The organism is Pseudarthrobacter sp. 902506025 (assembly GCF_040702325.1).
In the GTDB taxonomy this organism is placed as follows: domain Bacteria; phylum Actinomycetota; class Actinomycetes; order Actinomycetales; family Micrococcaceae; genus Arthrobacter.
Genome location: NZ_JBFBKW010000002.1, coordinates 1 through 13,231, shown reverse-complemented (window position 1 = coordinate 13,231; position 13,231 = coordinate 1). Strand labels below are relative to the sequence as shown.

Here is a 13,231-nt window from a genome sequence, read left to right as displayed (position 1 = left end):
TCCAACACGGGCCCCTACCCCAGGTCGCCGCCGGCCACCGGGAGGATGCTGCCGGTCAGGTAGGACGCCTCGTCCGAGGCAAGGAACACGATGGGCGCCGCCTGCTCGTCCAGGGTGCCGTAGCGCTTCATGAACGAGGACTCCACGGTCTGGTCAACGATGGTCTGGTACCAGTCCTTCTCGGTGGCGGATTCGGCGTCCGGCCCGCGCTTGACCTTCCGCGGCGGGGCTTCCGTGCCGCCCGGGGCGGTGGCCACCACGCGGATGCCGTGCCCGGCCACCTCCATGGCAAGCGACTGGGTCAGGGCGTTCACGCCACCTTTCGCCGCGGCATAGGGCACCCGGTGCATTCCGCGGGTGGCTACCGAGGAGACGTTCACGATCGTGCCGGAGCCCTGCTCGATCATGGCCGGCAGCACTGCCCGGCAGGTCCAGAGCGTGGGGAAGAGCGAGCGGCGGATTTCCTTCTCGATCTTGTCCTCGTCGTACTCCTCGTAGGGGCGGGCCCAGATGGTCCCGCCCACGTTGTTGACCAGGACGTCCACCCGCCCGTGGGCCGCGAGCGCGGCCTTGATGGCCTGGGTGGCGCCGGCGAAGGTCTCCAGGTCTGCGGTGACGGCCGTGGCCGAGCCCCCGGAACCCGACGCCCTGGCGGCCTCGCCGATGCCGCGGGCAACGTCGTGGACCAGGTCCGCGCGGTCCACCAGTACCACGGCGCCGCCTTCGGCGCCGATGCGTTCGGCCACCTTCTGGCCGATCCCCTGGGCTGCACCGGTGACGACGGCGACCTTGCCGCCGAACCGGCCAGGGGTCACGTATTGCCCGGCGTACGGCGCAGCCATCAGCGGGCGGCCTTGGCGTCGATGGCCCCGGCCATGGTGTCCTTCGCGTCCTGGGCATGGGCGGTGATGACGGCGCGCAGGTGGTCCTTGTCGCCGCGTTCGAAGGCATTCACGATCTCAAGGTGGTCCTGGGTGACGCGTTCGAAGATCGGCGTGCCGGCCTCGAAGGCCGCGGCCATCTGGGCGTGGACGTCCAGGCGCCGGTAGGACTCCAGGAGCATCGGGTTGTCGCAGACCATGAAGAGGTACTCGTGGAATTCCTCGTTGGTGCGCGCGAACTCCTCGGGGTCGGTGATGTTCCCGCCCTGCACCGAGCCGGTGGTGGCTTCCGCGAGCCGGCGGAACTGGCGCAGCTGCTGTTCGCTGAGCCTTCCCAGCAGCAGTTCGCTGACCGCAAGCTCCAGGCCCATGCGGGCGTCCAGCTGGGCGAAGCTGTCCTCCTTGCGGAAATCCAGCCGGCCGGTCTCCAGTGAGGAGACGGCCTCGCCGCGGCTCATGGTGTCGCCTTCGGCCTGGATCTTCCCGGCCGGTGCCGGGGCGCCGGTTTCGGCGTCGCCCCCGGTGGTCTCCTTCGGCGCGAAACGTTCGAAGTAGAAGTTGGCGGGCTTGATGCCTTCGGTGTCCAGCCACTTGGAGACGGCGTTGACCATGGGCGGCGGGCCGCAGAGGTATATGTCCACATCGCCGTCGTTGAGGTGCTTCGGTTCGATGATCTGGGTGACGTAGCCGGTGTGCGGGGCGGAGGTGCCGGGCTCGGAGGCGATGTAGTCCCAGGTGAAGCCGGGCAGTTTCGCCTCGTAGGCGCGGAGCCAGTCCAGGCCCACGATGTCCGCCTCGCGGGTGAGCCCGTAGATGAGGTGGACCGGGGTGGACGGCGGGTTTTCGGAAAGCTTCTCCAGGATGGACAGCAGCGGGGCCAGGCCGGTGCCGCCGGCCAGGAGCAGCAGGGGCCGCTTCGGTTCGCGCAGGAAGAAGGATCCGTAGGGGCCGGTGAATTCGATGGCGTCGCCTACCGCGGCGCGGTCGCGCAGGTACTCGGACATGGCGCCCTGCGGGGTCACGCGGACCATGAAGGACGCGTCCTGGACCTCGGGGCCGCTGCTGAAGGAGTAGGAGCGCTCGGCGTCGGTGCCGGGAACCTTGAGGTTGACGTACTGCCCGGGGAGGAAGGCGAGCGCGTCGCGATTGTCCACCTCAAGGGTGAAGGAGACCGTGGTGTCCGTGTGCCGGTTGAGCTCCTTGATGGTGGAGCTGAAGGTGGCGGCCGCCGTCTTGGCCGACTCGGACGTAGCCGGGATCTGGATGGCCAGGTCGGAATCCGGGACGGCCTGGCACGTCAGCATGTAGCCCTTTTCGAGTTCCTCTTCGGTCATGGCGTCGTCGATGAAGTCGCCCGGGTCGAAGGAGCCTGAATCGCAGAACGCCTTGCAGGTGCCGCACGCGCCGTCGCGGCAGTCCGACGGAATGTTGATCCGCGCCTTGTAGGCCGCGTCCATGACGGTCTCATAGTCGCCGACCTTGATGACTTTGGTGACGCCGTCTTCGAAGCTGAGGGCTACTTTGTGGCCCATGGGGTCCTCCTGACTGGGCGGGCGCGTCGTCGCGTCCGGGGAAAAGTTGGGGCGTGCCCGGCGGGCACGGAATGGGACCTGCCGTGCGGCGCCCGTACGTACCGGGCGCCGGCTGGGTCAGGTCAGATCATGTAGACGTCCACCACGTGGTGGATGTAGTCGTTCTTCAGGACCACTTTCTTCTTCAGGATCACCGGCTGCGGGCCGGAAAGGTCCACCGTGTAGTAGCTGGTGCCGAAGTACGTGTCCGTCGTGTTGTAGCGGAAGTACAGAGTGAACCAGTTGAAGCGCACGTCCACCTTGCCGCCGTCGTTCGCCAAAACCTCCACGTCCGTGATGTTGTGGCCGGTGCGCGGCTCCGGGAGGGAGGTGGCCGATGACCTGTCGGTCTTGATCCGGAATACCCGGTCCTCGATGCCGCCGCGGTTGTCGTAGTAGATCAGGGAGATCTCGTTCTGGGGGTCCTGCGTCAGCTGGTCGTCCACGTCCCAGGCCGGCATCCAGAATTCGGAGTCCGGGTGGTAGCACTCCAGCCATTCATCGAACTGGCGGTCATCCAGCAGGCGGGCTTCCCGGTAGAGGAACGCCCGGACGGTTTCGAGGGTTGCGATTTCCTCCGCGGTCTTCAGGACCGGGGCGGTGTGGGTCAGGTTGGTCATGGGTTCTGCGCTCTCTGTGGTTCCGGCGGGCTCTCTCAGGCGGTGACGGGAACGGATTCCAGGGCGGAACGCTCCTCTTCCTCCTCCAGCGCCCGGTCCATGACTTCCTTCCAGTACCCGTGCTGGATGGGGTAGAGCCCCTCATCTTCGGTGCGCACGCCGGAGGCGATCACCCGGTTCATGCCCAGGGCCTGCGCCTGCTCATCCGGTCCGGCGATCTCGTGGGTGGAGCCGCGGGTCATGTCGTTCCACGGTGCGCTGGTGGCCCAGTAGGTCTTGTTGCAGGAGCGGAATTCCTCCAGGTCGTCCGGGGTGGCCATGCCCGTGGCGTTGAAGAAGTCCTCGTACTGGCGGATGCGCTTTGAACGGTTCTCCTGGGACTCGCCCTTGGGGGCGATGCAGTAGATGGTCACCTCGGTCTGGTCCGCGGAGATCGGCCGGAAGTGGCGGATCTGCGAGGAGAACTGGTCCATGATGTAGACGTTCGGGTACAGGCAGAGGTTGCGGGAGATGTTGATCATGAAGTTGGCCATCTCCTCGCCGTACTTGGCCACGAGCTCGTCGCGGCGGTCCCAGAGCGGACGGTCCTGGGGGTTGGTCCATTCCTGCCACAGCAGCAGGTGGCCGTGGTCGTAGGAGTAGAAGCCGCCCTTGACCTTGCCCCATTTGCCGGCGTCCATGGCCTTGGTCTTGTTGGCGGAGTCTCCGGCGCTCCGGCGGGCCGTGGTAGCCGCGTAGTTCCAGTGCACGGCGGTGACGTGGTAGCCGTCGGCGCCGTTCTCGGCCTGGACCTTCCAGTTGCCGTCATAGGTGTAGGTGGAGGAACCGCGCAGCACTTCCAGGCCTTCGGGTGACTGGTCAACGATGGAGTCGATGACCTTGGTGGCGTCCCCGAGGTGCTCCTCGAGCGGGAGCACCTCGGCCTTCAGCGAGCCGAACAGGAAGCCGCGGTAGGACTCGAAGCGGGCCACCTTGGTGAGGTCGTGCGAGCCTTCCTTGTTGAAGGTCTCGGGGTAGCCGGCGTTCCGGGAGTCCTTGACCTTCAGCAGCTCGCCGGAGTTCTTGAAGGTCCAGCCGTGGAACGGGCAGGTGAAGGTGGTGCGGTTGTCCGTCTTGCGGCGGCACAGCATGGCGCCGCGGTGCGAACAGGCGTTGACCAGGCAGTTCAGCTGCCCGTCCTTGTCCCGGGTGATCATCACGGGGGTGCGGCCGATGTAGGTGGTGAAGTAGTCCCCCACGTTGGGGAACTGCGACTCGTGGGCGAGGTACACCCAGTTGCCTTCGAAGATGTGCTTCATCTCGAGTTCGAAGATCTCCTGGTCGGTGAAGATCTCGCGCTTGGCCCGGATGACGCCGTTCTCGCGGTCGTCGATCACGGCGTCGGCAAGGACCTCGCGGGCATGGATCAGGTTCTCGGTCATGGCGTGCTCCTTCATTGGAGATTGCTGGACGGATGGGCGGAGGTCCACTCGGGAAGAGGCTTCGGCGGCGGACGTTGTCCAGCAATTCTTGCCGCTCGTGATTGGCCTCACATCAGGCAAATACCTAGGTTCCACCAAGGGTGTCTTTATGTACCGATAATGACTCAAAAGACGCCTAGTTGATATTTGTAGCGTCCTTATCTCCGGGCCTACGCTTGAGACCAAGATCACGCGGTGCCGAGCAGGGCAGGTGGAACTGCCCGCCCCGCAGGCCGCGTGGGGAGCAGGAGCCCTTCCTGTCCCATTCAATGAAGAAGGTGGACATCGTCATGACCCAAACCCCAACGGACAGCCGCACGGAAAACGAAGGCACCGCCGTCGAAGCAGGCTCCAAGGCAACCGAACGGTTCGCCGCGTCAGGCAAGCTCTCCCGGGTGGATGTATCCAAGGAACGGGTGAGCCTGCTGGCCGGCGCACTGATCAAGGCCGCCAACGACATCGTCGTCGAGCACCAGGTCACCTACGAGGAATACAACGCCCTCAAAGCCTGGCTGATCAAGGTGGGCACGGACGGTGAATGGCCGCTGTTCCTCGACGTCTGGCTGGAACACACCATTGAGGACGTGAACTCCCAGGACCGTCCCGGCACCGTCGGCACCATCGAGGGTCCCTACTACGTTCCCGGCTCCCCGGAACTCCAGACGCCCGCCACCGTGGAAATGCGCGACGACGAAGAGGGCACCCCGCTGCGGTTCACCGGCCAGTTCACCGACACCGACGGCAACCCCATCCAGGGTGCGCAGGTGGAGATCTGGCACGCGGACGCCGCCGGCTTCTACTCCCAGTACGCCCCGGGCATGCCCGAGTGGCTCTTCCGGGCCACCGTCAAGGCCTCCGACGACGGCCGGTTCGAGATCAACACCATGCGTCCGGCGCCCTACCAGATCCCTACGGACGGCGCCTGCGGACAGCTGATCAACGCCGCGGGCTGGCACGCCTGGCGTCCCGCGCACATCCACATCAAGGTGTCCGCGCCGGGCTACGAGCCGGTCACGCAGCAGCTGTACTTCCCCGGCGACCCCCACAACGCGGACGACATCGCCTCGGCGGTGAAGCCTGAACTGATGCTGGACCCCCGCCCCCGTACCGACGGCAAGGGCGAGGAAGTAGTTTATGACTACGTCCTGGCAAAGCAGGGCCAGAAGAAGTAGCACGCAAACTGGGAGACACCCCCGCACGGAGGCGCTCCGGAGCTGATGCTTCGGAGCGCTTCCGGTTTTTCGCGCCAGCCAGGAGTTCCGATGAGCCATCCCCGCCCCGACCCGGCCGCCACATCCGTCGGGTCAGCCCCGCCGGCGCCGGCGCCGGAACCCCTGCTGGAACGCCCGGGAATCCGGCCCGCGGGCCCCCGGCGGATTCTTCGCGACCTGGGACTGTCCTATGTCTCCAACGGGGCCATCGGGCTCATCTTCGCGGCGTCCGGACCCATCGCCGTCACCCTGGCCGTGGGGACGGCCGGCGGCCTGACCCAGGGCCAGCTGTCGTCCTGGGTTTTTGGCATTCTCTTTTCCGGCGGAGCGGCCACGCTGCTGATGTCGCTCATTTACCGGCAGCCCCTGGGCTTCGCCTGGTCCATCCCCGGCACGGTGCTCCTGGGACCGTCCCTTCAGCACCTGGCCTTCCCCGAAGTCGTCGGGGCCTTCTTCACCTCGGGCATGCTGATCCTCGCCCTGGGCGCCACCGGGGTGGTGCGTAAAGCCATGGCACTGGTGCCCATGCCGCTGGTGATGGCCATGGTGGCCGCGGTGTTCCTGAAGTTCGGCACAGACATCGTTGCCTCCACCCAGGACAACCCGGCCGTGGCTGCTCCGATGGTGGCTGCGTTCCTGGTCCTCACCGCGGTTCCCAGGCTTGGCAGGTTCCTGCCGCCGGTCCTGGGCACCCTGGTGGCAGGCTGCATCGCCGTGGCGGCCAGCGGGCCGTTCAGGCTGTCCCCCGGCGGGCAGCTCCTGGCCACCCCGGTGTTCACCGCCCCTGAATTCACGTGGGCTGCCCAGCTGGAACTGGTGGTTCCCCTGGCCCTCACCGTGCTGTTTGTCCAAAACGGCCAGGGCATCGCCGTCCTCCGCGCCGCCGGGCACCGTCCACCCGTGAACGCCTTCGCCATTGCCTCCGGCGCCTTTTCAGTGCTGAATGCCGGTTTCGGCGCTGTTTCAGCCTGCGTCACAGGCCCCACCAACGCCCTGCTGACCTCGTCCGGGAAGAGGGAGCGCCAATACACGGCTGCCGTGGCGTACGGTCTCCTGGCCGTGGTGTTCGCAGCGTTTGCCCCCACCCTGACCCGGCTGATGCTGGCCGCGCCCAAGGAATTCGTCCTGGCACTGGGCGGCATCGCGATGCTGCGGGCCCTTCAGCAGGCCTTCGTCACGGCCTTCGCCACCAGCTTCACCCTGGGTTCGCTGGTGACGTTCGTGGTGACCATCTCCGGCATGAACCTCTTCAACATCCACGCAGCGTTCTGGGGCCTGGTGATCGGCTACGGGGTGTCCCGCCTGCTGGAGCGCGCGGACCACGCCCAGCCCTGAGCCGGACCGGCCATGTTACGGCGCCCGGCAGGGCTTCTTCCGCGTCAGCGCGGGTCCGGTTCCAGCGCCCAGGCCAGCCGGTGCAGGAAAGTCGCCGTCCTGCTCCGGAACGCCAGCCACGCGCCCCGCTTCCACCCCGGCGTGGCGCTGAGTTGCGGCGCGTGGGGCCGCGCGCTTTCGCCCGCTCGGACGGCGCCGGCAAATAAGAGGGCAATGAGGCTTGCGCTTTCCATCGTTCTCCAAGCTGTACTGGTCAATCCCGGTGTACAACCACCGTGCCCTGCGGAAGAAGGCTTCAAACATCATCAGCGGCCCCATCGGACTGCGGGGAGGGCGTGGCGGTACCGCGTTATGCACGTGCAGTGTTAGGCAATAGTCTGGCCAGATGGGGACCAGTGCCGTGACTTCCGGCGAACAAGTGGACAGGCAGACCCGCATTCTCGAGGCGGCAATGGACCTGCTGTCCCGCCACGGGATTTCGGGCGTGAGCATGCGCGCCGTGGCGCGGGAAGCCGGCGTGGCGCTGGGCCTGGTCAACTACTACTACGACGACAAGACCACCCTGATCCGCGCTGCCCTGCGCCGCGTAGACGAGCATGACCTTTTACTCGTCGCCCCGGACCCCTCGGTGGCCCCCGATGAACAGCTGCGCCGGGCGCTCCGGCGCGTTGCCGGCGCTGACCTGCTGACCACCCGCTACCTGTCCCTGCGCCTGCACCTGTGGGCCCTGGCCCAGGCGGACGAGGACTACGCACAGATCAACGCCGCCGCCTTCGATCGGTACATCGACGGGCTCGCGGCGCTGGTGTCCAGCGCCAGGCCCGGACTGTCCTGGGAAGCGTGCAGGGAGCGGGCGTCGGACATCGTGGTCATCCAGAACGGCGTGTGGCTGACGGCGCTGCTCGGGGTGGACAAGGCCTCCATCCAGCGGAGCATTGCGCGCACGGAGCAGATCGCGCTAGCCCCGGTCCCGGACGACAACGGCGACGCCCAGGGCGCCTCACAGCCCTGAAACACCCGCTCCAGGGGCAACAGTAGCCGCGCGATGAGCATTGAACAAGTGTTCAAGAAAAGTATTGAACACTCGTTCAACGTGCATTACTGTCCTTCCTATGACTTACGCCACACCGGCCCAGGAAGCCGCCCCCAGCACTGAAACCAAGCCCGCCTCCTCCCTGTTCATCAACGGCAGGTGGGAGCCGGCGGCGTCCGGCGCGATGCGTGAAATCCGCAACCCCGCAGACGGGGAGCTGGTGGCCACCGTGTCCGAGGCAGGCCGGGAAGATGCCGAACGTGCCATCGCGGCGGCCCGCGCCGCCTTCGACTCCGGCGCCTGGTCCAGCGTCCCGGCACCGGAGCGTGGCGCCTTCCTCCTGAAGGTCGCCGCCGGACTGCGGGAGCGCCGGGAAAAGTTTGCCCGCGCGGAATCGCTGGACACCGGCAAGCGGATGGTGGAAAGCCGCATCGACATGGACGACATCGCCGCCTGCTTCGAGTACTTCGGCAGGCTCGCCGGGCAGCAGGCGGGCCGGGTGGTGGACGCCGGGGACGCCGCCGTCGTCAGCAGGATCGTCTACGAACCCGTGGGCGTCTGCGGACTCATTACGCCGTGGAACTATCCCCTGCTCCAGGCGGCGTGGAAGATCGCCCCCGCGCTGGCCGCCGGCTGCACCTTCGTCCTCAAGCCCTCCGAGCTGACCCCGTCCACCAGCATCCTGGCCATGCAGCTGCTGCAGGACCTCGGCCTTCCGGACGGCGTGGCCAACCTCGTCACCGGTGCCGGCGCCCAGGCAGGCGCCCCGCTCTCGGAACACCCCGACGTCGACCTTGTCTCCTTCACCGGCGGCCTGGAAACCGGAAAGCGCATCGCCGCTTCCGCTGCCGCCACCGTCAAAAAGGTAGCCCTGGAACTCGGCGGGAAGAACCCCAACGTGGTGTTCGCCGACGCGGACTTCGACGCCGCCGTCGACAACGCCCTCAACGGCGCGTTCGTCCACTCCGGGCAGGTCTGCTCCGCCGGCGCCCGGCTGGTGGTGGAGGAATCCATCGCCGAACGCTTCGTGGATGAACTGGTCCGCCGCGCGAAGGACGTCCGGATCGGCGGCCCCTTCGACGAGGACGCCGAGACCGGCCCGCTGATCTCCGCCGCCCACCGGGACAAGGTGGACGCCTACGTGCAGCGCGGCATTCAGGAGGGCGCGCGGCTCCGGACCGGCGGCGCGGCACCTTCCGGGGAGAAGTACGACGCCGGGTTCTACTACCAGCCCACCATTCTGGACCGCGTCTCCCGCGGCATGTCCGTGGTCACCGACGAGGCGTTCGGCCCGGTGGTGACGGTGGAAACCTTCCGCACCGAGGACGAGGCCGTGGCCACCGCGAACGACACCATCTACGGCCTGGCCGGCGCTGTGTGGACCCAGGACGCCGGCAAGGCGCAGCGCGTGGCGTCCCGGCTGCGGCACGGCACCATCTGGATAAACGACTACCACCCCTACCTCCCCCAGGCCGAGTGGGGCGGCTTCGGCCAGTCCGGCGTCGGCCGCGAGCTGGGCCCCACCGGCCTGGCCGAGTACCAGGAAGCCAAGCACATCTACCAGAACACCAGCCCGCAGGTCACCGGCTGGTTCGCTGACCACAGCAAGGAGAACTAGATGCACTACGACAACATCGAGGACGTGAGCGACCGCGGGTTCGACTACGTCGTCATCGGCGGCGGGTCTGCCGGGGCCGCCGTGGCAGCACGGCTCAGCGAGGATCCGGACGTGACCGTGGCCCTCGTCGAGGCAGGCCCGGACGACCGCAATATCCCCGAGATCCTGCAGCTGGACCGCTGGATGGAGCTGCTGGAATCCGGCTACGACTGGGACTACCCCATCGAGCCGCAGGAGAACGGCAACTCCTTCATGCGCCACGCCCGCGCCAAGGTGATGGGCGGCTGCTCCAGCCACAACTCCTGCATCGCCTTCTGGGCCCCGCGCGAGGACCTGGACGAATGGGAGTCCAAGTACGGCGCCACCGGCTGGAACTCCGATGCCGCCTGGCCGCTGTATAAGCGGCTGGAAACCAACCAGGACGCCGGGCCTGACGCACCGCACCACGGGGACTCCGGCCCCGTGCACCTGATGAACGTGCCCCCGGCGGATCCTGCCGGCGTCGCCCTTCTGGACGCCTGTGAACAGGCGGGCATCCCCCGCGCGAAGTTCAACACCGGCACCACCGTGGTCAACGGCGCCAACTTCTTCCAGATCAACCGCCGCGCGGACGGTACCCGCTCCTCGAGCTCCGTGTCCTACATCCACCCCATTGTGGACCGCCCCAACTTCACCCTGCTGACCGGCCTGCGCGCCCGCCAGCTGGTGATTGACGCGGACAAGCGCTGCACCGGCGTGGACGTGGTGGACGGGGCCTTCGGCCGCACCCACCGACTCACCGCGCACCGGGAAGTCATTGTGTCCACCGGGGCGATCGACTCCCCCAAGCTGCTCATGCTCTCCGGCATCGGCCCGGCGGAACACCTGGCCCAGCACGGCATCGAGGTGCTGGTGGACTCCCCCGGCGTCGGTGAGAACCTGCAGGACCACCCGGAAGGCGTGGTGCAGTTCGAGGCCAAGCAGCCCATGGTGCAGACCTCCACCCAGTGGTGGGAAATCGGCATTTTCACCCCCACCGAGGACGGCCTGGACCGCCCCGACCTGATGATGCACTACGGGTCGGTGCCGTTCGACATGAACACCCTCCGCCACGGCTACCCCACCACGGAGAACGGCTTCAGCCTCACCCCCAACGTCACGCATGCCCGGTCCCGTGGCACGGTGAAGTTGCGCAGCCGCGATTTCCGCGACAAGCCGATGGTGGACCCCCGCTACTTCACGGACCCGGACGGCCACGACATGCGCGTCATGGTGGCCGGCATCCGCAAGGCCCGCGAGATCGCCGCCCAGCCCGCAATGGCGGAATGGACCGGCCGGGAGCTCTCGCCAGGCATCGGGGCGCAGACCGATGAGGAACTGCAGGACTACATCCGCAAGACCCACAACACCGTCTACCACCCCGTGGGCACGGTCCGCCTGGGCCCGGCCGACGACGACATGTCGCCGCTGGATCCCGAGCTGCGGGTCAAGGGCGTCACCGGCCTCCGGGTCGCCGATGCGTCCGTCATGCCCGAGCACGTCACCGTCAACCCCAACATCACCGTCATGATGATCGGCGAGCGCTGTGCCGATCTCATCAAGGCGGACCGTGCCGGCACCGGCGCCTCGGAAGAGAAGGAGCTCACCACGTCCCTCGCCTGAGCGGCGGGTCATCAAGGGCGCCGCATTCCCAACAATGGCGGCCCCCGCAGAACGTTATCTCGCCGCACCCCAGGGCGGCCGGTCCCATCGTGCTTTTCTGATCTAGGAGTCCATATTGGAACCCAGCAAGAGTATTGATTCAAGTGGCATGGATGAATTTGGCTACACCCAGACCCTCGACCGGAGCATCGGCAAGTTCGCGAGCTTCGCCGCCGGTGTCAGCTACATCTCCATCCTCACCGGTGTCTTCCAACTGTTCTACTTCGGCTTTTCCATGGCCGGCCCGGCGTACGCCTGGTCGTGGCCCATCGTGTTCGTCGGCCAGCTGATGGTGGCCCTCTGTTTCGCCGAGCTGGCCGGCCGCTACCCCGTTGCGGGCTCGGTCTACAACTGGGCCAAGCGGCTGTCCTCCGGGACCTCGTCCTGGCTGGCCGGCTGGCTGCTGCTGCTGTCCTCCATCATGGCGCTGGGCTCGGTGGCACTGGCCCTGCAGATCACCCTCCCCCAACTGTGGTCCGGCTTCCAGTTCGTTGGTGACGGCACAGGCCCCTATGACTTCGCCATGAACGGCGTGGTGCTGGCCACCATCATGATCACCATCTCCACGCTCATCAACGCGTTCGGCGTGAAGCTGATGACCCGGATTAACAGCATCGGCGTCTTCGTGGAGCTCATCGCCGCCGTCCTGCTGATCCTGGCACTGGCCTGGCATGTGGTCCGCGGCCCGGAGGTCTTCTTTGATACGGCCGGTTTCGGGGAAGGCAAGGACCTGGGCTTCTTCGGCGTCTTCCTGATCGGTGCCATGGCCTCCGGGTACGTCATGTACGGCTTCGACACCGCCAGCTCGCTGGGCGAGGAAACCAAGGACCCCAAGAAGACCGCTCCCAAGGCCATCCTGCGCGCCGTCACAGCGTCCTTCCTGCTGGGCGGGGGAATCCTGCTGTTCGGCATCCTGGCCGCACCGGACCTCAGTGACCCGCAGATCGGCTCCCCCGACGGCGGCCTGCAGCACATCGTCCTCTCCGTCCTGGGCGGCCCGTTCGGCAAGGCCTTCCTGGCCTGCATCGTGGTGGCTGTGGTGGTCTGCACCCTGGCCGTCCACGCCGCCGCCATCCGCATGATGTTCGCCATGGCCCGCGACAACAACCTGCCCTTCAGCCGGCAGCTCAGCAAGGTGGATCCGGTCCGCCGGACCCCGACGGTGGCGGCCATCGTCATCGGCGTCATCGCCGTCATCCCGCTGCTGGTCAACGTGATGCAGCCGGCCATCTTCACCATCCTGTCCAGCATCAGCATCGTGTTGATCTACCTGTCCTACCTCCTGGTCACGGTCCCCCTGCTCCGCAAGCGGTTACAGAAGAAGTGGCCGCTCGTCGCAGACGGATCCGAGCCCGGGTTCACCATGGGCAAGTGGGGCCTTCCCGTGAACATCCTCGCCGTCCTGTGGGGCGCCGCGATGACGGTGAACCTGGTCTGGCCCCGCCCGGAAATCTACAACTCGGTGCCGCCGTTCGAGTGGTACCTGCAGTGGGGCGGCGTGTTCTTCGTGGCCGCTGTAGTGATTGGCGGGGCCATGCTCTACCGCCTGAAGATCCGCCATCAGACCGGGGTGCTGGCCGAGCACGCCGCGGCAGTCGCCGCCCATCCGTCGTCCAACGACCCCAGGTTCGATCCCGCGGAGGACGCGGTGCCCGCCAACGCGGCGATGGCAACCGAGGGCTAGCAACACCACAACGGAAAGGGCCGACGTCGGCACTCACTTGAGTGGCGGTTTCTAGGGGTCGTCGCAACACCTGTTGGTTAGGTGGTTAGTAGTAAATCACGTAAGCGCTCGGCTGGAGTCTTCCAGCCGAGCGTTTTG

Annotated in this window: 10 protein-coding genes; 6 read left to right on the top strand and 4 right to left on the bottom strand. The window is 66.9% G+C overall.

Annotated features, from left to right (window positions below; genetic code table 11):
- Positions 1 to 14 precede the first annotated feature (14 nt).
- From AB0280_RS03880 to benA, 4 genes are all read right to left on the bottom strand, one after another.
- Entirely contained in the window at positions 15 to 842 is an 828-nt protein-coding gene (locus AB0280_RS03880; protein ID WP_307491973.1) for a 1,6-dihydroxycyclohexa-2,4-diene-1-carboxylate dehydrogenase, read from the bottom strand.
- Positions 842 to 2,413, bottom strand: a complete 1,572-nt coding sequence (gene benC / locus AB0280_RS03875) for a benzoate 1,2-dioxygenase electron transfer component BenC (RefSeq protein ID WP_307491975.1) — start codon at positions 2,411 to 2,413, stop codon at positions 842 to 844. The genes AB0280_RS03880 and benC overlap by 1 nt, the downstream gene beginning before the upstream one ends.
- Positions 2,414 to 2,535: 122 nt before the next feature.
- Positions 2,536 to 3,072 (bottom strand): benzoate 1,2-dioxygenase small subunit, encoded by a 537-nt coding sequence (gene benB / locus AB0280_RS03870; RefSeq protein WP_307491977.1) that lies wholly within the window; start codon positions 3,070 to 3,072, stop codon positions 2,536 to 2,538.
- Between the two features lie 35 nt (positions 3,073 to 3,107).
- The gene (gene benA / locus AB0280_RS03865; protein WP_307491978.1) at positions 3,108 to 4,493 is read right to left on the bottom strand and encodes a benzoate 1,2-dioxygenase large subunit; all 1,386 of its coding nucleotides are present in this window, start codon (positions 4,491 to 4,493) and stop codon (positions 3,108 to 3,110) included.
- Positions 4,494 to 4,822: 329 nt separating this feature from the next.
- Here benA and catA point away from each other — a divergent pair, with 329 nt between their 5' ends.
- From catA to AB0280_RS03835, 6 genes are all read left to right on the top strand, one after another.
- Positions 4,823 to 5,704, top strand: a complete 882-nt coding sequence (gene catA / locus AB0280_RS03860) for a catechol 1,2-dioxygenase (protein ID WP_307491979.1) — start codon at positions 4,823 to 4,825, stop codon at positions 5,702 to 5,704.
- A 90-nt stretch (positions 5,705 to 5,794) separates the two neighbouring features.
- On the top strand, positions 5,795 to 7,078 hold the full coding sequence (locus AB0280_RS03855; RefSeq protein ID WP_307491980.1) for a benzoate/H(+) symporter BenE family transporter: 1,284 nt from the start codon (positions 5,795 to 5,797) through the stop codon (positions 7,076 to 7,078).
- Positions 7,079 to 7,463: 385 nt separating this feature from the next.
- Positions 7,464 to 8,090: a TetR/AcrR family transcriptional regulator gene (locus AB0280_RS03850; protein ID WP_307491982.1), complete on the top strand. Its 627-nt coding sequence runs from the start codon at positions 7,464 to 7,466 to the stop codon at positions 8,088 to 8,090.
- Between the two features lie 100 nt (positions 8,091 to 8,190).
- Positions 8,191 to 9,729 (top strand): aldehyde dehydrogenase family protein, encoded by a 1,539-nt coding sequence (locus AB0280_RS03845; RefSeq protein ID WP_307491984.1) that lies wholly within the window; start codon positions 8,191 to 8,193, stop codon positions 9,727 to 9,729.
- Positions 9,730 to 11,370, top strand: a complete 1,641-nt coding sequence (locus tag AB0280_RS03840) for a GMC family oxidoreductase (protein ID WP_307491986.1) — start codon at positions 9,730 to 9,732, stop codon at positions 11,368 to 11,370.
- Positions 11,371 to 11,518: 148 nt separating this feature from the next.
- Positions 11,519 to 13,093, top strand: a complete 1,575-nt coding sequence (locus AB0280_RS03835) for an APC family permease (RefSeq protein ID WP_224023559.1) — start codon at positions 11,519 to 11,521, stop codon at positions 13,091 to 13,093.
- Positions 13,094 to 13,231: the final 138 nt, after the last annotated feature.

Bases quoted from the DNA above. Each gene is read 5' to 3' on its own strand.
- AB0280_RS03880 (WP_307491973.1), bottom strand. From the start codon at position 842: ATGGCTGCGCCGTACGCCGGGCAATACGTGACCCCTGGCCGGTTCGGC.
- AB0280_RS03835 (WP_224023559.1), top strand. From the start codon at position 11,519: ATGGATGAATTTGGCTACACCCAGACCCTCGACCGGAGCATCGGCAAG.
- AB0280_RS03840 (WP_307491986.1), top strand. From the start codon at position 9,730: ATGCACTACGACAACATCGAGGACGTGAGCGACCGCGGGTTCGACTAC.
- benA (WP_307491978.1), bottom strand. From the start codon at position 4,493: ATGACCGAGAACCTGATCCATGCCCGCGAGGTCCTTGCCGACGCCGTG.
- benC (WP_307491975.1), bottom strand. From the start codon at position 2,413: ATGGGCCACAAAGTAGCCCTCAGCTTCGAAGACGGCGTCACCAAAGTC.
- benB (WP_307491977.1), bottom strand. From the start codon at position 3,072: ATGACCAACCTGACCCACACCGCCCCGGTCCTGAAGACCGCGGAGGAA.
- AB0280_RS03850 (WP_307491982.1), top strand. From the start codon at position 7,464: ATGGGGACCAGTGCCGTGACTTCCGGCGAACAAGTGGACAGGCAGACC.
- AB0280_RS03845 (WP_307491984.1), top strand. From the start codon at position 8,191: ATGACTTACGCCACACCGGCCCAGGAAGCCGCCCCCAGCACTGAAACC.
- AB0280_RS03855 (WP_307491980.1), top strand. From the start codon at position 5,795: ATGAGCCATCCCCGCCCCGACCCGGCCGCCACATCCGTCGGGTCAGCC.
- catA (WP_307491979.1), top strand. From the start codon at position 4,823: ATGACCCAAACCCCAACGGACAGCCGCACGGAAAACGAAGGCACCGCC.